22 protein-coding genes and 2 pseudogenes are annotated in these 25,283 nt (G+C 67.6%); 21 read left to right on the top strand and 3 right to left on the bottom strand.

All coding sequences use genetic code 11. The features are described from left to right. Nucleotides 1–227: 227 nt before the first annotated feature. The 11 genes and pseudogenes from AC5WS7_RS16020 to AC5WS7_RS16070 all read left to right on the top strand — a co-directional run bounded on the left by AC5WS7_RS16020 (nucleotide 228) and on the right by AC5WS7_RS16070 (nucleotide 12,340). On the top strand, nucleotides 228–2,600 hold the full coding sequence (locus AC5WS7_RS16020; protein ID WP_495955915.1) for a Tex family protein: 2,373 nt from the start codon (nucleotides 228–230) through the stop codon (nucleotides 2,598–2,600). Between the two features lie 157 nt (nucleotides 2,601–2,757). Continuing rightward, nucleotides 2,758–3,642, top strand: coding sequence for a hypothetical protein (locus AC5WS7_RS16025; protein WP_495955916.1), 885 nt, complete (start codon nucleotides 2,758–2,760; stop codon nucleotides 3,640–3,642). Between the two features lie 147 nt (nucleotides 3,643–3,789). Beyond that, a complete protein-coding gene (gene rplS, locus AC5WS7_RS16030; protein ID WP_040826229.1) occupies nucleotides 3,790–4,131 on the top strand; it encodes a 50S ribosomal protein L19 in 342 nt (113 codons plus the stop codon). Between the two features lie 120 nt (nucleotides 4,132–4,251). Further along, entirely contained in the window at nucleotides 4,252–5,079 is an 828-nt protein-coding gene (lepB, locus tag AC5WS7_RS16035; RefSeq protein WP_495955917.1) for a signal peptidase I, read from the top strand. A 116-nt stretch (nucleotides 5,080–5,195) separates the two neighbouring features. After that, the gene (gene lepB / locus AC5WS7_RS16040) at nucleotides 5,196–5,987 is read left to right on the top strand and encodes a signal peptidase I (RefSeq protein ID WP_495955918.1); all 792 of its coding nucleotides are present in this window, start codon (nucleotides 5,196–5,198) and stop codon (nucleotides 5,985–5,987) included. Nucleotides 5,988–6,119: 132 nt separating this feature from the next. Continuing rightward, nucleotides 6,120–6,815 (top strand): ribonuclease HII, encoded by a 696-nt coding sequence (locus AC5WS7_RS16045; RefSeq protein WP_495955919.1) that lies wholly within the window; start codon nucleotides 6,120–6,122, stop codon nucleotides 6,813–6,815. A 67-nt stretch (nucleotides 6,816–6,882) separates the two neighbouring features. Beyond that, nucleotides 6,883–7,188 carry a DUF2469 domain-containing protein gene (locus AC5WS7_RS16050; RefSeq protein ID WP_011210678.1) on the top strand — a complete coding sequence of 102 codons (306 nt, stop codon included), beginning with the start codon at nucleotides 6,883–6,885 and terminating at the stop codon, nucleotides 7,186–7,188. A 129-nt stretch (nucleotides 7,189–7,317) separates the two neighbouring features. Beyond that, nucleotides 7,318–7,674 (top strand): YraN family protein, encoded by a 357-nt coding sequence (locus tag AC5WS7_RS16055; RefSeq protein ID WP_495955292.1) that lies wholly within the window; start codon nucleotides 7,318–7,320, stop codon nucleotides 7,672–7,674. Next, nucleotides 7,674–9,182, top strand: coding sequence for a YifB family Mg chelatase-like AAA ATPase (locus tag AC5WS7_RS16060; RefSeq protein ID WP_495955293.1), 1,509 nt, complete (start codon nucleotides 7,674–7,676; stop codon nucleotides 9,180–9,182). The genes AC5WS7_RS16055 and AC5WS7_RS16060 overlap by 1 nt, the downstream gene beginning before the upstream one ends. A 641-nt stretch (nucleotides 9,183–9,823) precedes the next feature. Continuing rightward, nucleotides 9,824–10,936, top strand: a pseudogene (dprA, locus tag AC5WS7_RS16065) (DNA-processing protein DprA). Nucleotides 10,937–11,413: 477 nt separating this feature from the next. Next, the gene (locus tag AC5WS7_RS16070) at nucleotides 11,414–12,340 is read left to right on the top strand and encodes a tyrosine recombinase XerC (protein ID WP_495955294.1); all 927 of its coding nucleotides are present in this window, start codon (nucleotides 11,414–11,416) and stop codon (nucleotides 12,338–12,340) included. Between the two features lie 575 nt (nucleotides 12,341–12,915). Here the strand turns inward: AC5WS7_RS16070 and AC5WS7_RS16075 are convergent. After that, a complete protein-coding gene (locus tag AC5WS7_RS16075; protein WP_495955295.1) occupies nucleotides 12,916–13,428 on the bottom strand; it encodes a DUF1990 domain-containing protein in 513 nt (170 codons plus the stop codon). A 127-nt stretch (nucleotides 13,429–13,555) separates the two neighbouring features. On the opposite strand from AC5WS7_RS16075, the gene AC5WS7_RS16080 reads away from it, so the two are divergent. Continuing rightward, nucleotides 13,556–14,323, top strand: a complete 768-nt coding sequence (locus AC5WS7_RS16080) for a siderophore-interacting protein (protein ID WP_495955296.1) — start codon at nucleotides 13,556–13,558, stop codon at nucleotides 14,321–14,323. Nucleotides 14,324–14,369: 46 nt separating this feature from the next. On the opposite strand, the pseudogene AC5WS7_RS16085 reads toward AC5WS7_RS16080, so the two are convergent. Further along, nucleotides 14,370–14,807: pseudogene (locus tag AC5WS7_RS16085) on the bottom strand (M23 family metallopeptidase); the annotation flags it as partial. Nucleotides 14,808–15,172: 365 nt separating this feature from the next. On the opposite strand from AC5WS7_RS16085, the gene rpsB reads away from it, so the two are divergent. The 6 genes from rpsB to AC5WS7_RS16115 all read left to right on the top strand — a co-directional run bounded on the left by rpsB (nucleotide 15,173) and on the right by AC5WS7_RS16115 (nucleotide 21,416). Continuing rightward, entirely contained in the window at nucleotides 15,173–16,015 is an 843-nt protein-coding gene (gene rpsB, locus AC5WS7_RS16090) for a 30S ribosomal protein S2 (RefSeq protein WP_495955297.1), read from the top strand. A 137-nt stretch (nucleotides 16,016–16,152) separates the two neighbouring features. Further along, entirely contained in the window at nucleotides 16,153–16,977 is an 825-nt protein-coding gene (gene tsf, locus AC5WS7_RS16095) for a translation elongation factor Ts (protein ID WP_495955298.1), read from the top strand. A 196-nt stretch (nucleotides 16,978–17,173) separates the two neighbouring features. Beyond that, nucleotides 17,174–17,902 carry a UMP kinase gene (gene pyrH / locus AC5WS7_RS16100; RefSeq protein ID WP_067888339.1) on the top strand — a complete coding sequence of 243 codons (729 nt, stop codon included), beginning with the start codon at nucleotides 17,174–17,176 and terminating at the stop codon, nucleotides 17,900–17,902. An 85-nt stretch (nucleotides 17,903–17,987) separates the two neighbouring features. Next, on the top strand, nucleotides 17,988–18,545 hold the full coding sequence (gene frr, locus AC5WS7_RS16105) for a ribosome recycling factor (RefSeq protein ID WP_495955299.1): 558 nt from the start codon (nucleotides 17,988–17,990) through the stop codon (nucleotides 18,543–18,545). A gap of 99 nt (nucleotides 18,546–18,644) precedes the next feature. Beyond that, nucleotides 18,645–19,589 (top strand): phosphatidate cytidylyltransferase, encoded by a 945-nt coding sequence (locus AC5WS7_RS16110; RefSeq protein WP_495955920.1) that lies wholly within the window; start codon nucleotides 18,645–18,647, stop codon nucleotides 19,587–19,589. 150 nt (nucleotides 19,590–19,739) lie between these two features. Next, on the top strand, nucleotides 19,740–21,416 hold the full coding sequence (locus tag AC5WS7_RS16115) for a metallophosphoesterase (RefSeq protein WP_495955300.1): 1,677 nt from the start codon (nucleotides 19,740–19,742) through the stop codon (nucleotides 21,414–21,416). Between the two features lie 3 nt (nucleotides 21,417–21,419). Here AC5WS7_RS16115 and AC5WS7_RS16120 read toward each other — a convergent pair whose 3' ends face one another. Then, nucleotides 21,420–21,818, bottom strand: coding sequence for a LapA family protein (locus AC5WS7_RS16120; RefSeq protein ID WP_495955301.1), 399 nt, complete (start codon nucleotides 21,816–21,818; stop codon nucleotides 21,420–21,422). 121 nt (nucleotides 21,819–21,939) lie between these two features. Here AC5WS7_RS16120 and rlmN point away from each other — a divergent pair, with 121 nt between their 5' ends. The 3 genes from rlmN to AC5WS7_RS16135 all read left to right on the top strand — a co-directional run bounded on the left by rlmN (nucleotide 21,940) and on the right by AC5WS7_RS16135 (nucleotide 25,258). Continuing rightward, a complete protein-coding gene (rlmN, locus tag AC5WS7_RS16125) occupies nucleotides 21,940–23,049 on the top strand; it encodes a dual-specificity RNA methyltransferase RlmN (RefSeq protein WP_495955302.1) in 1,110 nt (369 codons plus the stop codon). A gap of 351 nt (nucleotides 23,050–23,400) precedes the next feature. Beyond that, on the top strand, nucleotides 23,401–24,330 hold the full coding sequence (locus AC5WS7_RS16130; RefSeq protein ID WP_495955303.1) for a glycoside hydrolase family 3 N-terminal domain-containing protein: 930 nt from the start codon (nucleotides 23,401–23,403) through the stop codon (nucleotides 24,328–24,330). A gap of 34 nt (nucleotides 24,331–24,364) precedes the next feature. Then, the gene (locus AC5WS7_RS16135) at nucleotides 24,365–25,258 is read left to right on the top strand and encodes a fructosamine kinase family protein (protein WP_495955304.1); all 894 of its coding nucleotides are present in this window, start codon (nucleotides 24,365–24,367) and stop codon (nucleotides 25,256–25,258) included. The last annotated feature ends 25 nt before the right edge of the window (nucleotides 25,259–25,283 follow it).

Genomic DNA, 25,283 nt, shown 5'->3' on the forward strand with positions numbered 1-25,283 from the left:
TTGGATCCGCATAACACGCCGGGTGCTTCCGTTCGAAAAGAGTGCGGCTGTGGTCGATTCGGCGCGGGGCTGTGGCTACCTGTCGGGGTGCGGCGGTAGTGTCTGCGGGCGTGACGACAGCCTCCGAAACCGTCAGCAGCGAATCCGTCAGCAACGATGCCGTCAACACGAGCGCCGCGGGCGGCGATGCCGCCGGTGCCGCGCCGGGTGTAGCCGCGCCGGTCCAGCTGGCCAGCGTCGGCCGTCGCTTGGCCGACGAGCTGAACGTGCGGGACGAACAGGTGCGCGCCGCGGTCGAGCTACTCGACGGCGGATCCACCGTGCCGTTCATCGCCCGCTACCGCAAGGAGGTCACCGGCGGTCTGGACGACGCCCAGTTGCGCCAGCTCGAGGAGCGGCTGCACTACCTGCGCGAGCTGGACGAGCGTCGCACCTCGATTCTGGAATCCATTCGCGGCCAAGGCAAACTCGACGCCGCGCTGGAACAGCAGATCATGCTGGCCGAGACCAAGGCCCGGCTCGAGGACATCTACCTGCCCTACAAGCCCAAGCGCCGGACCAAGGCGCAGATCGCCCGCGAAGCCGGGCACGAACCGGTGGCCGACGCGCTGATCAGCGATCCGACCACCGATCCGGCCCAGTACACCGCCGAGCAACTCGACGGCGCCCGCGCGATCCTGGTGGAACGCTTCGCCGAGGACGCCGACCTGGTCGGCGAGTTGCGCGAGCTGATGTGGACCCGGGGGCAGGTCACCTCGCAGGTGCGCGCGGGCAAGCAGGAGGCGGGCGCGAAGTTCGCCGACTACTTCGAATTCAGCGAGCCGTTCGACACGCTGCCCTCGCACCGCATCCTGGCGCTGCTGCGCGGTGAGAAGGAGGAGGTGCTCACCCTGCACCTCGAGCCCGATACCGAGGAGCCCGAAGAAGGTGAACGCACCATCTTCGAGGGCCGCATCGCCCTGAAATTCGGCATCGCCGACCAGGGCCGCGCGGCCGACACCTGGCTGCTGGACACCGTGCGCTGGGCGTGGCGGACCAAGTTGCAGGTGAGCCTCGGCATCGATATCCGGATGCGGCTGCGGCAGTCCGCCGAGAAGGACGCGGTCGACGTCTTCGCCAACAATCTGCGCGATCTGCTGCTGGCCGCGCCGGCGGGCACCCGCACCACGATGGGCCTGGACCCGGGTTACCGCACCGGCGTCAAGGTGGCCGTTGTCGACGGCACCGGCAAGGTGGTCGCCACCGAGGTCATCTATCCGCACAAGCCGCAGAATCAGACCGAGAAATCCCTGGCCGTGCTGGGCGCCCTCGTCGCCCGGTTCAACGTGGAGCTCATCGCCATCGGCAACGGCACCGCCTCGCGCGAGACCGATGCCCTTGCCGCACAGCTGATCTCCCGTATCCCGGAGAACAAGCCCACCAAGATCGTGGTCTCCGAGGCCGGCGCGTCGGTGTACTCGGCCTCGGCCTACGCCTCGCAGGAACTGCCGGATATGGACGTCTCGCTGCGCGGTGCGGTCTCGATCGCCCGCCGCTTGCAGGATCCGCTGGCCGAATTGGTGAAGATCGATCCCAAGTCGATCGGCGTGGGGCAGTATCAGCACGACGTCTCCGAGACGCTGCTGGCCCGATCGCTCGGCGCGGTCGTCGAGGATGCGGTGAACGCGGTCGGCGTGGATGTGAACACCGCGTCGGTGCCGCTGCTGTCGCGGGTATCGGGCATCGCTTCGTCGGTGGCGGAATCCATTGTCGCGCATCGTGATCAGAACGGTCCGTTCCGCAACCGCAATGCCCTGCTGAAGGTGCCGAGGCTGGGGCCGAAGGCATTCGAGCAGTGCGCGGGCTTCCTGCGCATCCGCGGCGGCGACGATCCGCTGGACACTTCCGCGGTGCACCCGGAGGCCTATCCGGTCGTGCGGCGCATGCTCGAGTCCACCGGCCGCGATGTGGCCGGGCTGATCGGCAACACCACCGTGTTGCGGGCGCTGCGTCCCGGTGAATTCACCGACGAGCGCTTCGGCGTGCCCACCGTCACCGACATCATCGCCGAGCTGGAGAAGCCCGGCCGCGACCCGCGCCCGGAATTCAAGACCGCCGAGTTCGCCGCCGGGATCGAGAAGGTAGCCGACCTGCAACCGGGCATGGTGCTCGAGGGCGTGGTCACCAACGTGGCCGCCTTCGGCGCCTTCATCGATATCGGCGTCCACCAGGACGGTCTGGTGCACGTCTCGGCCATGTCGCACAACTTCGTCAAGGATCCGCGCGAGATCGTGAAATCTGGCGACGTGGTGCGGGTCAAGGTGCTCGAGGTCGATGTGGCCCGCCAGCGCATCGGCCTGTCCCTGCGTTTGGACGACGAACCCGGCGCGGGCAAGCCCGAGCGCGGTGATTCGCGCTCGCGGCAGCAGGGCGGTCAGCGCGGCGGCGGCAATCCGCGTCAGCAGGGCCGCAATCAGCAGCAGGGCGGGCAGGGCCGTGGCCAGCAGGGTCAGGGTCAGGGCCGTAACCAGCAAGGGGGGCGGAACCAGCAGCGCCGCAACGCATCCGAACCAACCGGCGCGATGGCCGACGCCCTGCGTCGAGCCGGATTCGGCAAGTAGGCTCGTCGCCAGGACGCGGTGTCCGGCCCCGGCGGTCGGCATCCGGTGAGATGCGCCCCTGCCGGGGGTGGAGGTGCCGCACAATGTGGCTGGGAGGGTAACGCGGATCCGGTGGCCCCCGCGCCCCGGAGCGCGGAAACGACGGGATATGGCAGGTATGCGACGGTGGCTGGACGAGACCGTGGTCACGCACGGCCACCTGCCGCTGCTGTGCTTCCTGCTCGGATTCATCGTCGGTTTCCTGCTGATCCGGCTCAGCGTCCGGTTGATCCGCAAGCGGGTGCGCTGGTGGCCCGGCAACCTGCGCGCGGGCGATGTGCACATCCACCACATGGTGTTCGGCGTGGTGCTGGTGCTGGTGTCCGGGATCGGCCTGGTCGCCCTCTACCACAGCGGGGTCGGCACGATCAGCGTGCTGGCCTCGGCATTCGGTCTCGGCGCCGCGCTGGTCCTGGACGAATTCGCGCTCATCTACTACCTACGCGACGTCTACTGGGAGGAACAGGGCCGGACCTCGGTCGACGCAGTGTTCGTCGCTTTGGCGGTGACCGGACTGCTGGTACTGGGCTTTCATCCGCTCTGGCTGCTGGACGTAGGAAATATCCGGCATGACCACAGCCCCACCGGCCGCACCTTCCTGAGCCTGTTCGCACTGGTCAATCTGATGCTGGCCGCGATCGTCATCGCCAAGGGCAAGATCTGGACCGGACTGTTCGGTATGTTCTTCCTGCCTCTGCTGGTCGTCGGGGCGCTGCGGCTGAGCCGGCCCGGCGCACCGTGGGCGCGCTGGCGATATGCCGGCCGGCCCCGGCTGATGCAGCGCGCGATCCGGCGCGAACGCCGTTATCGGCGACCGGTGATCCGTGCGAAGATCTTCGTCCAGGATCTGATCGCCGGGAAGCCCGACCCCGTGGCGCATATGCGGGTCGCCGCGGAGGAGGAGTTGGCCCGCACGGTGCTTCCCGCACCCGCACCGCCGCATCCGATCGGGCAATCCCGGCCGAGAATTCCCGGTCACGGCCGCCGGACCGGGGGCGATTAACGGTCGTGCGCGGTCCTCTGGCACAATACTCGGGTTGCCTTGGGCAGATCTGCCCAGCGCACCGCCCATATCCGGAGCACGAACCGGTCGAGCGCCCAGTGCGCGCCGCCAGGTTCCTCTGTTCGCGCGAACTCCACAAGGACGGAAATGAACACCCTCGACTTCGTCGATGAAAAGTCGCTGCGCAGCGACGTCCCCGACTTCCGGCCGGGCGACACCATCAATGTGCACGTCAAGGTCATCGAAGGTAACAAGGAGCGCATCCAGGTCTTCAAGGGCGCCGTGATCCGGCGTCAGGGTGGCGGCATCCGCGAGACCTTCACGGTCCGCAAGGTTTCCTTCGGTGTCGGTGTCGAGCGCACCTTCCCGGTGCACAGCCCCAACATCGATCACATCGATGTGGTGACCCGCGGTGACGTCCGCCGGGCCAAGCTGTACTACCTGCGCGATCTGCGCGGGAAGGCCGCCAAGATCAAGGAAAAGCGCTGACCACATCCCGCTGACGGGATCGCGTTGTTCGAAAGCCTCCGGCCGCACAGCCGGAGGCTTTCGGCTTCTCGGGTCATCGACCCGCCGCGAATGCCAAGTGCGGCTAGGTTGTTCGTCGTGATGCGGGACAGTGAGACGATGCGCGAATCCGACGACGTGCGGGCGGGCGGATTCACGCCGCGCCGGTCCCGGGTGAATACCTCGCGCGGCCGGACGCGGAAGAAACAACGCCCCTTCTGGCAGGAGTTGCCGATTCTGCTGGTCATCGCGGCGGTGGTCGCGGCGTTGGTGGTGACGTTCATCGGTCGGCCGTATGTGATTCCGTCGCAGTCGATGGAACCCACGTTGCACGGTTGTCCGGGGTGTACCGGTGACCGGATCTACGTCGAGAAGCTCGGTTACGACTTCGGTGATCCGAAGCCGGGGGATGTGGTGGTGTTCAAGTCGCCGAGCAGTTCCTGGGACGAGGGCTACCACTCGACGCGATCGAGCAACGCCTTCGTCCGGGGAATCCAGGACTTCTTCTCCTTCTTCGGTTTGGTGCCGCCGGATGAGAACGACCTGGTCAAGCGGGTGATCGCGGTCGGCGGTCAGACCGTTCAGTGTTGTGATGCCCAGGGGCGGGTGCTGGTCGACGGCAAACCGCTCGACGAGCCGTACGCGCGCTACATCTTCCCGTATCAGCCAGGCCTGCCCTTCGCGGTCGAGACGGCGATGGGGGTGTCGACCAATCCGGCAGGCCGGGAGTTCGGCCCGATCAAGGTGCCCGAGGGCAATCTGTGGGTGATGGGCGACAACCGCAACGATTCGCTCGACTCGCGCGGGCATATCGACGATCAGTACACGGGCACCGTGCCGGTGCAGGATGTACGCGGTAAGGCGGTGTTCAAGATCTGGCCGCTGAACCGGATCGGACCGGTGCGATCGCAGGATCCGCAGCAGAACTGAGTGCGTCGTGCCGAACGCGTTGCGGCACTTGTCGACATCCCGGTCACCGGCGCAGGTGTGGGCGGGATAACCTGTTCGGCGTGGCAGACGAATTCGACTCGAGGGCGTCGACCGAGGTGGACGACGACGGTGCGAGCGCGCCGGTGCCGCGCCGTCGGCGATCGCGGGGCAGGAAGCAGAAGAAGCAGCGCCCGTTCTGGCAGGAGTTGCCGATTCTGATCGTGATCGCGGCGGTGATCGCGGCCTTGGTGGTGACGTTCATCGGTCGGCCGTATGTGATTCCGTCGCAGTCGATGGAACCCACGCTGCACGGTTGTCCAGGGTGTACCGGCGACCGGATCTACGTCGAGAAGCTCAGTTACGACTTCGGTGATCCGAAGCCGGGCGATGTGATCGTGTTCGTTGGTCCGAGCGGATCGTGGAACAAGGAGTACCACACGAATCGCTCCAGCAACGTCGCCGTGCGCGGCGTGCAGAACTTCTTCTCCTTCTTCGGCTTGGTGCCGCCGGATGAGAACGACCTGGTCAAGCGGGTGATCGCGGTGGGCGGTCAGACGGTGCAGTGCTGTGATGCGCAGGGGCGGGTGCTGGTCGACGGCAAACCGCTCGACGAGCCGTACGCCCGGTACCTGTACCCGTATCAGGCAGGTCTGCCGTTCGCGGTCAAGACGCCGATGGGGCTGTCGATCAATCCGGTCGGGCGGGAGTTCGGTCCGGTGAAGGTGCCCGAGGGCAATTTGTGGGTGATGGGTGACAACCGCAACGAATCCGCCGATTCACGCGCACATCAGGACGACGAGTTCTCCGGCAGCGTCCCGGTGAAGGATGTGCGTGGCAAGGCGGTGTTCAAGATCTGGCCGCCCGGGCGGATCGGTCCGGTGCGATCCCAGAATCCCCAGCAGAACTGACCAGCTGTGTGCATCCGCCGGGCCTGTGGGGAGTCCGGCGCGCACAGTTGTGAAGAGCGAACGGATAATCGAACGGTGGGTGCAGTGGCGCGCAACGGGCAACGAGCCGGGGACTGGCCGCCGCGAGTGGTGATGCGCAAGGCCGGTGGTCTGCGCACGCTCGAGGCGGCCCTGATTCGCAGCGGCCTGGGGCCGGTTGCCGGAGTCGACGAGGCCGGGCGGGGGTGCTGTGCGGGTCCGCTCGTCGTGGCGGCCTGCCTGCTCGCGCCCAAGGCATACGATTCGCTCGCCGGTCTGGATGATTCCAAGAAACTCACCGAGGCCGCTCGCGAGGAGCTGTTCCCGATCATCAAGCGCCGGGCACTGGCTTGGCAGGTGGTGGTGATTCCGGCCTGGGAAATCGATGCGATCGGCATCCACGTCGCCAATATCGAGGGGATGCGGCGCGCGGTGGCAGGATTGGATCAGCGGCCCGGTTATGTGCTCACCGACGGTTTCAAGGTGCCCGGTATCGTGCCGCCCTCGCTGCCGGTGATCGGCGGTGACGCGACGGCGGCGTGTATCGCCGCGGCCAGCGTTCTGGCCAAGGTGACCCGCGACCGGATCATGGTCGGGATGGACGGCCGACTGCCCGGCTACGGTTTCGCGGCGCACAAGGGATACAACACGCCGGAGCACATCGCGGCGCTGGATCGGCTGGGGCCCAGCAGCGAGCACCGCCAGAGCTGGCGGAATGTTCGAACGATCGGCGGGGCCGAGGCCGAGCCGGTCCGTCGTCTCGGTTCCGGAGCGAGGCGGTTGGCTACCGGTACCGCACATGCGAGATGATGTCAGGACACGCAGGATGGCGAGCCCGCCGGGGGCGGCGTCGTGAAATAGGAGGACTTTCCACCAGATGAGTGCCGAGGACCTCGAGAAGTACGAAACCGAGATGGAACTCTCGCTGTATCGCGAGTACAAGGACATCGTCGGCCAGTTCTCGTACGTGGTGGAGACCGAACGCCGCTTCTATCTGGCCAATTCCGTCGAACTACGGCCGCAGAACGCCGACGGCGAGGTGTATTTCGAGGTACGCATGTCCGATGCCTGGGTCTGGGACATGTACCGGCCCGCCCGTTTCGTCAAACATGTCCGCGTCATCACCTTCAAGGACGTGAACATCGAGGAGCTGGAGAAGCCGGACCTCCGGCTGCCCGAATAACGGTCGGCGGCCGATACCGCGTCCGGCGGGTCGGCGGCGTGTTGTCCACATCCGGGGGTTGTCCACAGCTTTTCTGTTTCCCCAGTTCGGGGCCAGGGATCGCGAGCACGACTCGGTGATCCTGATCGGGTGGCACATAATCTGGCGCTCGGCGCACACGGGGAAGAGCTGGCGGCACAGTATCTGCGTGCGGCCGGGATGGAGATCGTCGAGCGGAATTGGCGCTGCCGGTACGGCGAGCTGGATCTGATCGGGCGGGATGCGGGGGTGACCGCATTCGTCGAGGTGAAGACCCGTTCCGGCGTCAAATTCGGGATCCCGGCCGAGGCGGTGACCTTCACCAAACAGCAGCGCATCAGGCGGTTGGCGCTGCTGTGGCTCAACGAGCAGCAGGGGCCGTGGCGGCAGATCCGCTTCGATGTGGTGTCGGTGCTGGTGAAACCCGAGTCCGATCCGGTCATCGAACATCTGAAAGCGGTGTTCTGATGGCGCTGGGCCGGGCCTTCTCGGTGGCGGTGACCGGCGTGGACGGGCAGCTGGTGGAGATCGAGGCCGATATCGGCCAGGGGCTGCCGTCCATCCACCTGGTCGGGCTGCCCGATACGACGTTGAACGAATCGCGCGATCGAGTGCGGGCGGCCGTGACCAATTCCGGGGAGAAGTGGCCGGACGGCCGGGTCATCCTGGCCCTGTCACCGGCCACGCTGCCCAAGGTCGGCAGCGTCTACGATCTCGCCCTGGCCGCGGCGGTGCTGGACGCGGGCGATGCGATTCCCTCGGCGCGGCTGGCGGGTTCGGTATTGCTGGGCGAGCTGGCGTTGGACGGGCGTGTCCGGCGGGCCAGAGGGGTGCTGCCCGCGGTACTCGCCGCGCGGGCGGCCGGCCGCGACACGGTCGTGGTACCGGAATCCGCACTGGCCGAAGCGAGCCTGGTGGACGGGATCACGGTGCTCGGCGCGGCCACCCTGCGTGAGTTGATCGACTGGTTGCGCGGTGACGGGCAGTTGCGTCCGCCCCGAGGCGCGCTGCCCTCCGCCGAGCGGCACTGCGGCGATCTCAACGAGGTGATCGGCCAGGACGAGGCGCGCTGGGCGCTCGAGGTCGCCGCCGCGGGTGGACATCACGTTCTGCTGACCGGACCGCCGGGAATCGGCAAAACCATGCTGGCGCAACGTCTTCCGAGCCTGCTGCCGATGCTGACCGAACGCGAGTCGCTGGAGGTCACCGCGATCCATTCGGTGGCGGGCATTCTGCCGGGCGATCATCCGCTGATCACCGTTCCGCCGTTCGTGGCGCCACATCATTCGACCTCGGTGACCGCGATGGTGGGCGGCGGATCGGGCTCGGCGCGACCGGGAGCGGTGAGCTGCGCACACCGCGGGGTGCTGTTTCTGGACGAGTGCGCCGAGATCGGCACCAAGGTGCTCGAAGCGTTGCGAACGCCGCTGGAGGAGGGCGAAATTCGCATCGCCAGGCGAGACGGTGTGGCCCGGTATCCGGCACGCTTCCAACTCGTGCTGGCGGCCAATCCCTGTCCGTGCGCCCCCGCACGTGATGTCGACTGCATCTGTGCGCCGCTGGCGCGGCGGCGTTACCTCGGAAAGTTGTCCGGGCCGCTGATGGATCGCATCGATATCTGGGTGCAGATGCACGGACAGGCTTCCGGTGCGTTCGCCTCCACGGAGGCGGAGAGCAGTGCGGTGGTGCGCGGGCGGGTCGAGGCGGCGCGCAACGCGGCCGCCGAGCGTTGGCGGGAGTACGGCTGGACCACCAATGCCGAGGTCCCCGGACACACGCTGCGCCAACGTTTCCGGCTTCCCGCCGAGGCGCTCGCCCCGGTGGAGAACGCACTACGGCAGGGCCGCATGTCCGCGCGCGGCGCCGATCGAGCCATCCGCGTCGCTTGGACGATCTGCGATCTGCGTGGCGGCGAGAGACCCGGCACCCAGGACGTGATGCAGGCATTGAACTTTCGTCAACGAGGTGCGGCATGAGTGCGGGCGCGGACCGGGCGCCTGCGCGTCGGGCATCCTGCGAATATGTCGATTCCCGCACGCCGGACGAGGATTCGACGTCGCGCGAATACGTCACCGGCGCCGCCGCTGCGCTCAACCGACCATTCGCCGACGATGGTGACAGCGCCCCGAGATCGGTGGTGAGTGATGGCTCGATATCCGGTGGTCGCGGTGACTCCGGGGTGGTGGCTGTGAGCGGTGGCTCGGCGTTGGGTGACTGCGATGGCTCGGCTGGGGCGCTGGGTGAGGGCTCGATATCGGGTGGATGTGCTGACTCCGGGGTGGTGGCTGTGAGTCGTGGCTCGGCGTTGGGTGACTGCGATGGCTCGGTTGCGGCGATGAATGGCGGATCGACGCCGGATGATCGTGCTGACGATGCCGTGGAGGAGTTGGGGCAGGCGTTTTCCGGCGGATACGACAGTGCCGGGATGCGGTCGGGTGGGGAGTCGAGATTGCATGATCGTGCCGGAGTTCGACCGGTAGTTGTACACGGGGAGTTGATGTTTCGTGCTCGCGATGGTGTCGAGGCGGTAGGGGCGGGTCCGAGTCCAGCCGCTGACGGGTACGAAGATGACGGGTGCGTCGTGAGTTTCGCGTCGGACGATGCCGATGAGCGGCGGCTGGCCTGGGTGTATTTGTCACGGGTCGTGCAGGGGCCGTGTGCCGCGTTGTCGGCGTTGATCGAACGGGTCGGTGTGGTCGAGGCGGCGCGGGCGGTGCGGGAGTGCGATCTGCCCGAGTCGCTGCGTGGGCCGACGGAACAGCGTCGTGGAATCGACTGTGCTGTAAGGGATCTGGAGAGCATCCTCGAATCGGGTGGGCGGGTGGTGACGCCGGACGATCCGGAATGGCCCGCCTGGCGGATGCTGGGCCTGGGCCAGCTCGACTCGAGCCGGGATCCGGGTGCGGCGGTCCCGCTGGTGCTGTGGGTGCGGGGTCCGGGATCGTTGCTGACCGCCAGCGAATAGGCTCTGGCCGTGGTGGGCGCGCGCTGTAGTACCAGCTACGGCGAGCGAGTCACTGCGGAAATCGTCGGTGACCTGGCGGCGCGCGGCTGGACGATCGTCTCCGGGGCAGCTTTCGGGATCGACGGCGCCGCTCATCGCGCGGCGCTGGCCGCCGGTGCGCCGACGATCGCGGTCCTGGCCTGCGGTGTGGACCGGCCTTATCCGGCCTCGCATGCCCGCCTGCTGGCCGAGATCGCCGGCACCGGACTGGTGGTGAGCGAATATCCGCCCGGCACCGCCGCGCACAAACATCACTTCCTGGCGCGGAACCGGATCATCGCATCGCTGGCCGACGGTGTGCTGGTGGTGGAGGCCGGATTGCGCAGTGGTGCCCGCAATACCGTGAAATGGGCTCGCCGACTGGGCCGTCCGACGCTCGCGGTCCCCGGCCCGGTCACCTCCGCCTCCTCGGCGGGTTGCCACCGCATGATCCGCGAGGGCGAGGCCGTGCTGGTCGGGCGGGCTGAGGAGATCATCGATGAGGCGGGCCCCCTGCATCTGTCCCTTCCCTCCGGCGTCCCCGCCCGCGACCAATCCCTCGACGGTGACGAGGCCCTCGTCTACGCAGCCCTCCCCAGAACCGGCTCCCGGATACCTCTCGAACTGTCCGGTGAATCCGGACTGCCGCTTCCGTCCGTCCGCGCGGCGCTCGCCGCTCTGGACCTCGCGGGCCTGGTCGGCTGCGACGAATCCGGCTGGTTCAGAATCGCCCGCCCCGGTCGATAGCCGTTGCCCGCGATCCGGCAGTTCTCCGGAGCGCAAGCGACGATCCTGTGACTGCCACGACTCGGCCGGCAAGCCGGATCTGCCGCGGATCGGCGAAGATCGAGATGGTCGTCGGTTGACACTGGCGGTCACCACGACCTTCCTCGAACTCTCGAACAGCTCCTCCGGTACCACCGGATGGCTCGAGACGAGCCGTACGGTCAATGAAGCCGGTGGTCAACGACTCGTTCCGGCCCAGCGTGGTCGGCGACGTGGTGGGGGGTAGCGGTTTGGGGGTGGGGTGCCGAACGGCTCGTTCGGTGGTCGGATGGCTCGGGGGATGAGGTGTGCGGTCGGTGAAGCCGGTGGTTGACGATTCGTACCGGCCCGGAGCGTGCACAACGAGGTGGTAGGACAGCGGTTCGGCGTGGGGTGGATCCGGCTCGGGTGCGGTGCGGTGACTTGTCACCGGGGTTGGGCTCGGTGAATGTTGAGGGTATGGATGATGCTCTGCCCGAGGATTTGGAGGCGTTGCTGCTGGAGTATGGGCGGCATCTGCGGCTCGGCCGTAATCGGTCGGCGCATACTGTGCGGGCGTATCTCGGTGACGCGCGGTCGCTGCTGGTGCATTTGTACTCTCGGGCAGCCGATTCCGGGGTGGGGGAGATCGATCTGCCGTTGTTGCGGTCCTGGTTGTCCGAGCAGTCCGGGGCCGGGGCCGCGCGTACCACGATGGCGCGGCGGGCGTCGGCGGCGCGCACCTTCACCGCGTGGCTCACCCACACCGGGCGGCTCGCGATCGACCCGGGACCGCGGCTGGGGTCGGCGCGGGCACACCGGGCCCTGCCCGCGGTGCTCGGTCGCGAACAGGCCGCCGATGTCATGGATGCCGCGCAATCGGGTGCGGCGCAACATGAACCGATGGCGCTGCGGGACAGGCTGATCGTCGAGCTGCTCTATGCGACGGGTATCCGAGTGAGCGAGCTGTGCGGTCTCGATATCGATGATGTCGACCGCGAGCGCCGCCTGGTCCGCGTACTCGGCAAGGGCAACAAGGAGCGCGCGGCGCCGTTCGGCGCGCCCGCCGACGAGGCGCTCGAGAGCTGGCTGCGTGTCGGCCGCTCGGCCTTCGCCACCGCCGAGTCCGGTCGCGCGCTGCTGCTGGGCCGGCGCGGTCGCCGGCTCGACCCACGTCAAGCCAGAACCGTTGTGCACGAGGTGGTTTCGGCGATACCCGGTGCTCCCGATCTGGGGCCGCACGGCCTGCGCCACACGGCCGCGACTCACCTGCTCGAGGGTGGTGCGGACCTGCGCGTGGTGCAGGAAATCCTCGGCCACGCCAGCATGGCCACCACCCAGCTCTACACCCACGTCTCCGTCGAACGCCTGCGAAAGGTCCACGACCAGGCCCATCCCAGAGCGTGAGCCACCGCGGTTTCGCCGCACGCGCACACCCTTTCCGGGCTCGGACCGCCGCGTACAGGTGGCCGGATTCGCCCGCAGACGTCGGTCCGCTCTCAGGCCAGGCCAGGCCAGGCCAGGCCTGGTCAGGTCATGCCTGGTCAGGTCACGCCGGGGCGGGTCACGCCGGGGCAGGGCAGGGCAGGCTATGTCGGGTCATGCCTGGGCAGGTCAGACCACGTCGGATCAGGCATGGTCAGGACGGGGCGGGCTATGCCGGATTATGCCTGGTCAGGTCAGGCCGGGTAGGCCACGTCGGGTCATCCCTGGCCAGGCCAGGCCAGGCCGGGGCAGGGCAGGCCGGGGCAGGGCAGGCTATGCCGGGTCATGCCTGGTTAGGTCAGGTCGGGGTAGGCCACGTCGGATCATGCCTGGTCAGGCCAGGTCAGGTCAGGCCACGTCGGGTCATGCCTGGTCAGGCCAGGGCAGGTCAGGCCACGTCGGATCAGGCATGGTCAGGGCGGGGCAGGCTATGTCGGATCATGCCTGGTCAAATCAGGCCGGGCGGGCCACATCAGGCCAGGCCGGGGCAGCCCAGGTCAGGGGCGAATCGCGTCGATGTACTTCCCCGCGAAATAGCTTTGCAGCAGCCGGGTGACAGGGCCTCCGAGGCGGGTGTACCAGGTTCCGGGTCGGGAGAACGCGGCGATCAGACCGTGCACGGAATCGTCGGTGGGGTCGTATTCGACGGCGAACAGTTCCTCGCCGATCTCGGGATGTCCCGGCAGGGTGCCGTAGGCGAAGCCGCGACGATTCGGTTCATCCAGTACGTAGACGACGCGGCAGGGAGCGTTGATGGCCAGCGGGCCGATGCCGAGGCGGACGGTCAGGGCGGTGCCGGGGGCCGCCGTCGGCGTGCTCGCGGAAGCGAAGATGCCGGTGCCGCGCTGCATGCGATACGTCAGGGTCTCCCGCGCCGCCGATTCGAACAGGGCGCGGCCCGTCCCGATCCGCCGCCGCAGTCGGAAGTGGTGATATCCGGGCGGGAATTCCCCGTTCGTCGCACCGGTTTCGGGATAGGTGAAGGGTGGGGCATCGCGTTCGTCTGCCATCGCTCCATCCTGGCGCACGACGTGCGAGCCCAGTCGGTTTATCATGTCAAAATATATCGCGAGCTATCGGCGATAGTTCATGCTACTGTTCCGTATTAGGTAATCCTAATTACATCGGAGGTGCCTTGTGGCTCGTACACCGTTGTCCTTCGTGGTCCGGCGCACCGAACGCCTGACCGACCATCTGATCCGGGTGCACCTGGGTGGGCCCGGATTCGCGGCCTTCACGCCCAACGGTTTCACCGACGCCTACGTCAAACTGCAGATCCCGGGGGCGGACGGCCCCATCACGCGTACCTATACGGTCCGCTCGATCGACCCCGAACTCGAGCAGATCGCCATCGATTTCGTGTATCACGGCGCCGAGGGAGTGGCGGGTCCCTGGGCCGCCGCGGCGCAGCCCGGCGATGAGCTGGTGCTGGCGGGTCCGGGCGGGGCGTACGCGCCGAAAGCCGATGTCGACTGGCATCTGCTCGCCGGTGACGAATCGGCGCTGCCGGCCATCTCGGCCGCCTGCGCCGCGCTGCCCGAGCATGCGGTGGGTCGGGTCTTCGTCGAAATCGGCAGTCCCGCAGATGAATTGGACTTCCCTCGGCCCGCGGGCGTGGAACTGGACTGGGTGCACCGCGGCGACCGCGAGCCGGGCGTCGCACTCTCCGAGGCCGTGCGCGCGGAACCGTGGCGGGACGGACGGGTCCACGTCTTCATCCACGGTGAGGCGCAGGCCGTCATGCACGAGCTGCGCCCGTATATCCGCAAGGAGCGAGGCGTCCCCGCCGATCACGCCTCGATCTCGGGGTATTGGCGGCGTGGCCGCACCGAGGAGACCTTCCGCCAGTGGAAGCGCGAACTCGCCGAGCGCGAGGGCGCGGAGCCGAGCGGCGCGCGGCGGTAACGCCCCGGCCCGCAGCTGATCGCGGCGGCTGCCCCTGCTCCGGCCGCACCGGTTCGAGCCGGAGCGGCGCGCGGCGGATCAGTCCGAGCGGATCGAGATACTCGCGTCCGCGCCGCGCTCCCCAGTGCAGGCAGGCGCGGGCGCAGCGTGGATGCCCGGCCTCGAGCGCGCCGAGGACTTCGCCGCGAAAAACCCTGCGCCCCACCGTAACCGACGCGCGCACCGGTTCGTAGGTGGTTCGCAGCCCGCCCGCGTGGTCCACCGACACGACCGGTTTTCCGGCGACCTCCCCGGCGAAGACGACGAACCCGTCCCCGGCGGCGAGCACCGGCTGCCCGGCGGCGCCGCCGAGATCGACGCCGCGGTGTCCGGGCAGCCAATCGTGCACCGGCCGGTCGAACCGCCTCTCCAGCTGCGGCCGCGGGTGCAGCGGCCAGTCGAATCTTCCGGGGCCGGCTTGGGCCCGGGGCATGGGCAGCAGCATCGGCAGCACCAGCCAGCCCAGGACGATCGCGATGATGCGGCGCATATCCCCACGGTGCGGGGCGCGATCGTGTCGCGGAAGCCCGTCTTCGGCGAGTGTGGACAACTTCGACAGTGTGAATTGGGAATTTTTCAAATTGCTGTCCGAGGCGTCACCCCCGTTCGGGGCCCTCAGCACCCCGTTTAGGAGTTCCGGCCGCAGGCTCGTAGACTGGTCCGGCGGTCCGCTCATCCCGGATCGACTTCGCGCGTCCCAGCGCAAAAGCCGTCGGCTGGTCCCCGAAACGGGGTTCCGGCGGCAGTGGACGCCAGGGCAGAGGTCGCCGACCCCTGCGACAACCAGCAACGAAAGAGGGATACGCAGCCATGGCTGTCGTAACAATGAAGCAGCTGCTCGACAGCGGCGCGCACTTCGGGCACCAGACCCGTCGGTGGAACCCGAAGATGAAGCGGTTCATCTTCACCGACCGCAACGGCATCTACATCATCGACCTGCAGCAGACGCTGACCTACATCGACAAGGCGTACGAGTTCGTCAAGGAGACCGTCGCCCACGGTGGCACCGTGCTGTTCGTCGGCACCAAGAAGCAGGCGCAGGAGTCCATCGCCGCCGAGGCCACCCGCGTCGGCATGCCGTACGTGAACCAGCGTTGGCTCGGTGGCATGCTCACCAACTTCTCGACCGTCCACAAGCGGCTGCAGCGCCTGAAGGAGCTGGAGTCGATGGAGCAGACCGGCGGTTTCGAGGGTCGCACCAAGAAGGAAATCCTCATGCTCACGCGTGAGAAGAACAAGCTGGAGCGCACCCTCGGCGGTATCCGGGACATGGCCAAGGTTCCCTCGGCCATCTGGGTCGTCGACACCAACAAGGAGCACATCGCGGTCGGCGAGGCCCGCAAGCTGAACATCCCGGTCATCGCGATCCTGGACACCAACTGCGATCCGGATCTGGTCGATTACCCGATCCCGGGCAACGACGACGCGATCCGCTCGGCCGCGCTGCTGACCAAGGTCGTCGCCTCCGCCGTCGCCGAGGGTGTGCAGGCCCGTGCCGCGCGCGCCAGCGGCGATGCGAAGCCCGAGGCCGGCGCCGGTGAGCCGCTCGCCGAGTGGGAGCAGGAGCTGCTGGCTCAGGCGACCCCGTCCACCGACGAGGCCGCCGCCGAGGCCCCGGCCGCGGAGCCGACCCCGGCTGCCGCCGAGAGCTGACCAGCGTCCGATGGCGGTAGCGCTCGCGTTGCCGCCGGAACGGATTTGTTCACCGTGCCGGCCCTTCCTGTTCGGAAGCGGTCGGCATGGTGGTGCTTCGACCTGATACCCACTCCCCGTTAAGGAGGCTCGCCAGGATGGCGAACTACACCGCCGCTGACGTCAAGCGGCTCCGCGAGCTCACCGGCTCCGGCATGATGGACTGCAAGAAGGCCCTGGAAGAGACCGACGGCGACTTCGACAAGGCCGTCGAGGTGCTGCGCATCAAGGGTGCCAAGGACGTCGGCAAGCGCGCCGAGCGCGCCACCGCCGAGGGCCTGGTCGCCGCCCAGGACGGCGTCATGGTCGAGATCAACTCCGAGACCGACTTCGTCGCCAAGAACGCCGAGTTCCAGGCGCTGGCCGCACAGGTCGTCGAGGCCGCAGCCAAGGCGCGTCCGGCCGACCTGGAGGCGCTCAAGGCCATCGATCTCGGCGGCAAGACCGTCGACCAGGTCGTGCAGGAGCTCGCCGCGAAGATCGGCGAAAAGCTCGAGCTGCGTCGCGTCGTGTCCTTCGACGGCCCGGTCGCGACCTACCTGCACAAGCGTGCCACCGACCTGCCCCCGGCCGTCGGCGTGCTGATCGAGTACCAGGGCGAGGGTGAGGGCGCCGCCGAGGCCGCTCGTGCCGCCGGTATGCAGGTCGCGGCCCTGAAGGCCAAGTACCTGACTCGCGAGGACGTCCCCGCGGATCTGGTGGCCAAGGAGCGCGAGATCGCCGAGGCGACCGCCAAGGAAGAGGGCAAGCCCGAGGCAGCCCTGCCGAAGATCGTCGAGGGCCGGGTGAACGGCTTCTACAAGGACGTCGTCCTGCTGGAGCAGCCGTCGGTCACCGACAACAAGAAGACCGTGAAGGCGCAGCTGGACGCGGCCGGTGTCACCGTGACCGGTTTCGCTCGCTTCGAGGTCGGCCAGGCCTGACCGGGCCCGATCGACTCCGGAGGGCTCCCCGTGCACGGCGCGGGGAGCCCTCCGTGCGTCGAATCAGGGTCGGCTCACCGTCGCGGCCCGGCATAGGGCAGGATGGACGGAGCTTTTTGTCACCATCCCGTGCTCGCTGCGACACCGGATGGTCTTTTCGCGTGTGCATGGCTTTCCGCCCAGGAGAAGGAGACAGATGTCGGACCCGGAACCGGCTCGTAAGGGCTATCGCCGAGTACTCCTCAAATTGGGAGGGGAGATGTTCGGCGGCGGCAACGTCGGGCTCGACCCGGATGTCGTGCAGACCGTTGCCGAGCAGATCGCGGAGGTGGTCGCGACCGGCGTTCAAGTGGCGGTGGTGATCGGCGGCGGCAACTTCTTCCGCGGCGCGGAACTCGAGGACCGTGGCATGGAACGGGCTCGCTCGGACTATATGGGCATGCTCGGCACGGTCATGAACAGCCTTGCGCTGCAAGACTTTCTGCAGAAGCAGGGGGTCGACACCCGGGTGCAGACGGCGATCACCATGGGCCAGGTCGCCGAGCCCTACATCCCGTTGCGCGCCAAGCGGCACCTGGAGAAGGGCCGCGTGGTGATCTTCGGCGCCGGCATGGGCATGCCGTACTTCTCCACCGACACCACGGCCGCGCAGCGCGCCCTGGAGATCGGCGCGGAGGTCGTGCTGATGGCCAAGGCCGTCGACGGCGTCTTCAACGCCGATCCCCGGCAGGATCCGGCCGCGACGATGTACTCCGAGATCACCCACAAGGAAGTCATCGAGCAGGGCCTCAAGGTGGCCGACGCCACCGCCTTCAGTCTCTGTATGGACAACCAGATGCCGATACTGGTGTTCAATCTTCTGACCAAGGGCAATATCGCCCGAGCGGTCGCCGGTGAGAAGATCGGCACACTGGTTCGGTCCTGACGAGCGTCGGGAGCGGTGTCCTGTCCGGATGCCCGCCCTCGTGATCCCGGAACCGACAACGACTAACGCTGTGGAGGAAACGGTCGTGATTGAGGAAGCACTCTTCGACGCCGAGGAGAAGATGGAGAAGGCCGTCACGGTGGCGAAGGACGACCTCGGAGGCATTCGCACCGGTCGGGCGAACCCGAGCATGTTCTCGCGCATCGTCATCGACTACTACGGCTCGCCGACCCCGATCACCCAGGTGTCGAGTATCAACGTGCCCGAGCCCCGCATGGTCGTCATCAAGCCCTACGAGAACGGTCAGCTGGGTGCGATCGAGACCGCGATCCGCAACTCGGACCTGGGCGTCAACCCGACCAACGATGGCAACATCATCCGCATCTCGGTGCCGCAGCTGACCGAGGAACGCCGTCGCGAACTGGTCAAGCAGGCCAAAGGCAAGGGCGAGGACGCCAAGATCGCCATCCGCAACGTCCGCCGCAAGACGATGGACGAGCTGAACCGCATCCAGAAGGACGGCGAAGCGGGCGAGGACGAGGTCGGCCGCGCCGAAAAGGAATTGGACAAGACCACGCAGAAATACGTGGCGCAGATCGATGAACTGGTCAAGCACAAGGAATCGGAGCTGCTCGAGGTCTGACGGCCCCGGGCGCGAGTGCCTGCCCGGGGCGGGGACGGAGTGGACGGATACGTGAGCGACGGGACAATCGTGGCCGAACAAGCCGCGGCCGGCGAGGGCATGCCGGCGAGCGAAGCAGCCGGTATACCCGGCGCACCGGACCAGGCGGTTCCTGCCGGTTCGGAGCAGGCGTCCGCCGAGGGTGAGCAGTCGCAGCCCGAGGCCGACGGGGCCGAGGGGGCCAAGTCCTCGCGGGCGGGCCGCAATTTACCGGCCGCGCTGGCGGTCGGTTTCGGTCTCGGTCTGTCCCTGATCGCAATCCTGCTGTTCGCGCCGAGGATTCTGGTCGGCGTGGTCGCGGTGGCCATCGCGATCGCCACCTGGGAGGTCGCCAAGCGGCTCCGCGAGGCCGATGTGCTGGTGCCGCGCATCCCGCTGCTGCTGGGCGGGCAGGCGATGATCTGGCTGGCCTGGCCGTACGGCGCGCAGGGCGTCGCGGGGGCGTTCGGGCTGACGGCACTGGTGTGCATGGCGTGGCGGCTGTTCGATCACGGTCTGGCCGCGACACCGCGAAACTTCCTGCGCGACACCGCGATCACGGTTTTCGTACTGGCCTGGATCCCGCTGCTGGCCTCCTTCGCCGTGCTGATGTTGTCCGAGCCGCGCGGCAATCTGCGAGTGCTGACGTTCATGATCCTGGTGGTCTGCTCGGACGTCGGCGGTTACGTGGCGGGCGTGCTGTTCGGGCGGCATCCGATGGTTCCGGCGATCAGCCCGAAGAAGTCCTGGGAGGGTTTCGGCGGTTCCCTGGTGTTCTGCATCATCGGCGGACTGCTGACGGTGACCCTACTGCTGCAAGCGAATTCGATGATCGGCGTGCTGCTGGGCGTCGCGGTGGTGTTGGTCGCCACCTGCGGTGACCTGATCGAGTCGCAGATCAAGCGGGAGCTGGGCATCAAGGATATGGGCACCCTGCTGCCCGGCCACGGCGGCATCATGGATCGGCTCGATTCGATGCTGCCCTCGGCATTCGTGTCCTGGTTGGTGCTGACCGCGCTGCTGTGAATTCGCCCGGCCCGTCCGGGCATTCGCCTGCGTGACACTCCCCGAGGCCGGGAAGGCTGCGTTCATCGGCCTGTCGGCTGTCGGTAATCTTGCGCGACTTGGATGAGTCCCGGATATCCGTTCCCACTTCTCGGCGCGAAGGTTTCCCTCATGCTCAACCCTCCCGGACTGGCCCCGAACACCGGAATTCCCGCGGCCCTGGCCGCCCGGATGACGATGGACGAGCAGTACGACTGGCACCGGTCGTATCTGAAACGGCATGCGGTGAGCCGCCGAGGGTTCCTGCGTGGCAGTACCGCTGCGGCGATGGCGGCGGGATTTTCCTCCTTCGGCACGCTCGCCTACGCGGACGGGGCTCCGCTCGCGGTGGCCGGACGGCATGTCGGATTCGGCCCGGACGCGGCGAGTCAGTTGCGGTTCTCCGCGCAACTGTCGCGTAATCCGGGCAGCGCCAAGGTATTTCTCGAACACGGTCCCACCCCCGCCCTGGGCGCGCGCGTCGAGGCGCAGGTGCGCAATCTGCTCACGCAGATTCCGCGCACGGACGGCGGGGTGCTCGCGGCCGAGCAGTTCTATGTGCACGCGCCCGTGGACGGGCTGCCCGGACGGATTCCGCATTTCTACCGCTGGCGCACCTCCGACGGTTTCGTGAGCGAGGTGACTTCGGCTGCTCCGGCCATGCCGAGTTCGCGGGCGGCGTTGCTGCCGTTCCGGTTCACGATGATGGGCGATCAGGGGATCGACGACACCCCCGCCCAGCCGACGGGGCTGCGACCCGGCGGGTACCGGAACAAGTACGGCAAGGGCGACGCGCCGGGAGCGCGCAATGCCGCCGCGATTCAGCGCCAGATCGTCGCCTGCAAGCCGGATTTCCACATTCTGGCCGGTGACATAAGCTATGCCGACCCCTCGCACGGCGGCGGGCCGGACTGGTTCGTCCCGAGCGGAACCTCGACGAACGCGAGGATCGACGCGTACAACCCGTTCGTGTGGGACAACTACTTTCAGGCCATCGAGGGCAGTGCCGCGCGGGTGCCGTGGATGTTCGCCACCGGCAACCACGATATGGAGGCGGTGTACGGCACCCACGGTTACGGCGGGCTGACCGCGCGGCTGGATATGCCCGACAACGGCCCGGCCGGCTGCCCGTCGGTGTATTCGTTCCGGTACGGCAACGTCGCCGTGCTCTCGCTCGATGCCAACGAGGCTTGCTATCAGTACCAGGCGAATCTCGGTTATTCCGGTGGGGCACAGAAACATTGGCTGGAACGGACGCTGGCCGCGCATCGGGCCGACCCGGCCGTGGACTTCATCGTGTGCTTCTTCCACGAATGCGCCTATGCCACCGGTGTGGGCGGGGCGAGCGACGGCGGGGTGCGCGGGACGTTCGCGGAACTGTTCGATCGGTACGACGTGGACCTGGCGTTGCAGGGGCACAACCACTGCTTCGAGCGGACCGACCCGATCCGGCACGGCCGCGCGACCCGGGTCGCGGGCGACAACGCGATCGTCTATCCCGAAACCGACGGCACCGTGTACTACGTCGTCGGCGGGGGTGGCGCCGCGCACGGCGAATTCGAATTCGGCGAGAGTTATCGCGGACACGAGTTGCCCGACACCACGGTGGCTCGCAGCGGGCTGTGGGACGCCGACGGGAAGCAGCAGTACGAGGCGGTGCAGTGGTCGCGGGTGCGCTACAGCCGGTATTCGTTCATTCGCGTGGATGTGCGGCCCGGGGTGTTCTCCAGTGAGATGGACGTGATCGCGATCGACGAGTTCGGTCGCGAATTCGACAAGGTGACCTATCGGCGTCTGGTGCGCCGGTAGCGCTCAGACGCGTCTGGCCGCGCGGCGCAGCTGCAGGATTCGCCAACCGCCCGCCAGGCTCATCACCAGCGATCCGGCGATCAGGGACAGCAGAATGGTCACGCCCAGCGGGAGCGAGAAACTCCAGAAGAACAGCGTGACCTTCACCTGATTCAGATTCTGCAGGATGAAGATCAGCAGGATGATGCCGATGATCGCGGCGGCGACCAGGCTGGTCCAGGCGAATCCGGCCCGTGTGCGCAACGACTGCTTGCGTGGGCGGGTGGTGGTGTCGGGCCTGGTCGTGTCCGGGACCGCGGGTGGTTTCGAGCCGGTGGCGGGTTCCGGGGTCGCGGACGGTTCCGGGGCGGCGGACGTCCGCGGGGGAGTGTCCGGGCCCGAGCTCGAGGCGTCGCTGCTCATACTCGATGGTTACCCATTGGTCTGTGTTCTGCACGCAGGCCGCACGCGAAACGCGGATGTGATCGAGTCGACGGGGCCCGGGACCCATCGACCCGGATGTGGATGGGACACTGGTAAGGCTATGGCTACCCCTCTCCCCTTGGTTTTCGATGCTCCGCGTCGCGGCATGCCGCCGCGGCATCTCGCCGACCTCGATGCCGACGAGCGCCGCAAGGCGGTTCAGGAGCTGGGGTTGCCCAAGTTCCGGGCCGATCAGATCGCCCGGCAGTACTACGGCCGGTTGGTGGCCGACCCGGAGCGGATGACGGATCTGCCCGCGCAACTGCGTGCCGCGGTGGCCGAATCGCTGTTCCCGCCGCTGCTGACCGAGGTCCGGCACGTGGTGTGCGATGAGGGCGCCACCCGCAAGACGCTGTGGCGCGCCGGTGACGGCACCCTTCTGGAATCGGTCCTGATGCGTTATCCGGACCGCAACACCCTGTGCATCTCCAGCCAGGCCGGTTGCGGTATGGCCTGCCCGTTCTGCGCCACCGGCCAGGGCGGCCTGAACCGCAACCTGTCCACGGCCGAAATCGTCGACCAGGTCCGCGCCGCCGCGGCCGCCCTCCGCGACGACGAGGTTCCCGGCGGCCCCGGCCGGCTGTCCAACATCGTGTTCATGGGCATGGGTGAGCCGCTGGCGAACTACAAACGCGTGGTGAACGCGGTGCGGCGCATCACTTCTCCCGCTCCGGACGGCCTGGGTATCTCCCAGCGGAGCGTGGTGGTCTCGACGGTCGGTTTGGCTCCGGCGATCCGGAAGCTTGCGGACGAGGGGTTGTCGGTGACTTTGGCTGTGTCGCTGCATACTCCGGATGACGAGCTGCGGGATACGTTGGTGCCGGTGAACAATCGTTGGTCGGTGGCCGAGGTACTGGATGCGGCGAAGTATTACGCGGATCGGACCGGGCGTCGCATTTCGGTCGAGTATGCGTTGATCCGTGACGTGAACGATCAGCCGTGGCGTGCGGACATGTTGGGTTCGAAGTTGCACAAGGCGCTGGGTTCGCGTGTGCACGTGAACCTGATCCCGTTGAATCCGACTCCGGGTTCGGAGTGGGATGCGTCGCCGAAACCTGTTGAGCGGGAGTTCGTTCGGCGGGTGGAGGCGCAGGGGGTGGCGTGTACGGTGCGGGATACGCGGGGTCAGGAGATCGCCGCGGCGTGCGGGCAGCTGGCTGCCGAGGGCTGACGCGCGGCCGTTCACGCGTGTGTGCCCCGCTGCGTCGAACCGGAGATCTGGCACCGGCTTGATGCGAAAGGGCGGTCATCCGTGCGGCATCACGAGGTCGGCGCGGGCGATGTTGCTGAATTTTCTTGCTACACAACAGGTCTCAGGGCACTTTCGCGCAGTTGAGACCGACTCGGTAGAGCATCCTGCTGTTACCGGGTTGTCGGTGACTTCGGTTGTGCCGCGGCATGGCCCCCGCGTCCCGCGCGGTTACGGTGGAGGACGGCCATCCGACTTCGAACGAACGGAACGATACGCATGCTCGACCGGCGCAGGTTCTTGACCTCGGTGTCCGCTGCCACATTGGGCCTCGTGGCACTTCCGGCGATGCGCGCCCAGGGGGCGGCGCTGCCTGCCGGCCGGCGCATCATCTATTCGTACAAGGGGCCCCAGCCCCCGGCGGAATTGCTCACGCTGGCCTCGCGGAGCCAGATCGGGGGCGTCATCTTTTTCGCGGACAACATTACGTCCGTACAGCAGGTCGCCGAGGTCGCCGCGGAATTGCGCAAGGCTTCGCCGGTGCCGTTGTTGCTGACCACCGACCAGGAGGGCGGGCAGGTCAACCGATTGCCGGGTGGGCCGGCCGAGTCCGCTCAGAAGGTGGGCGCCGCGGGGGATGTCTCGCGCGCTGCGGACGCTCAGGCCGCCGCCGCCGCTCACGCGCTGGCCGCGGCGAATCTCGACACCAACCTCGCCCCCGTGCTCGGTGTGCACCGCAGGCCGGGGGATTTCCTGGATCAGTACGGACGCAGCTATTCCGGTCGTCCGGAAGTTGTGGCCGACTGCGCGCAGGCATACGTGCGGACCCTGCAGGGCAGCAAGGTCTCGGCCTGCGCGAAGCATTTTCCCGGGTTGGGATCGGCCCCGGCGGGGGCGAATACCGACGAAAAGCCCGTCACCATCACGTCGTCGGCGCAGGAGTTGACCGGGATCGATATGGTTCCCTTCGCTCGGGCGATTCGAGCCCGGGTAGCACATGTCATGCCGTCCTGGGCGATCTATCCGGCGCTGGATCCGAACCGTCCGGCGGGCATGTCTCCGGTGATCCTGCAAAATTATCTGCGCCAGAAGCTCGGCTTCCGGGGGCTGATCATCAGCGACGCACTGGAGGCGGGAGCGCTGGCGCAGTACGGATCGACCGGCAATCGCGCGATCGCCGCCGATCGCGCCGGGGTGGATCTGCTGTGCTGTTCTTCCCGCGATATCGAACAGGGCAAGGAGGCGGCGCAGGCGCTGCGCTGAACCCGGAAATAGGCGGTGGCGTACCATCGCGCCGATGGACCTCGATTGGCTTCGCGCCAACCCACGCCACTTGGGAATGTTCCTCACCCATCAGCGAATTCGGGTTACTCCCGTCTCCGGCGGCGATGTCTGCGTCGCCGAAAGACTGACGTTGGACGATGGCAGTGAACTGTTCGCCAAGCGGCTGCCGACGCCGCCGCCGGCGGATTTCTTCGCCGCCGAGGCGGCGGGGCTGCGGTGGATTGCGGTGCCCGGCGGTCCGTCACTGCCCGAGGTGATCGCGGTGGACCCCGGCGCAATCGCCTTGGCGTGGATCCATCACGGCGAACCGGATCCAGTCGCTGCGGAGGACTTCGGTCGACGACTCGCTGTACTGCATCAGGCGCCCTGCCGGAACTTCGGCGCCGACTGGGCGGGGTATATCGGTAGCCGGCCCTTGGACAACACGCGGGCCGACGGCACCACCGCGTGGCTCGACTGGTACCGGCAGCGCCGGATCGAGCCTTATCTGCGTGCGTCCCGGGATGCCGGCGCTCTCACCGCTGATGACGTCGCTGCCGTCGAGACGGCTCTGGACAGATGCGACCCGCCCGCCGAGGGACCGGCCAGGATTCACGGCGACCTGCACCCGGGCAACTTGCTCTGGGGGAGCGGCGAGGTATGGCTGGTGGACCCGGCCGCCCACGGCGGACACCGGGAGACCGACCTCGCGACTTTGCGCCTGTTCGGCGGCGCACCGTACCTGGACCGGATAATCGCCGGTTATCAGGAGACCTATCCGCTGGCGAGTGGCTGGGAGGAACGCATCGGCGTACACCAGTTGCATCTGGCGCTGGTGCATACGGCGATGGCCGGACCTGTGTACGCCGATGTGGTACGTGGCGCCGCCGCGCCGACTCGATCAGGCGACTCGCAAGCCGGCCGATGAGGGTCTGTCGGTGACTTCGGCTGTC

Source organism: Nocardia sp. PLKS1-43 (genome assembly GCF_059510335.1).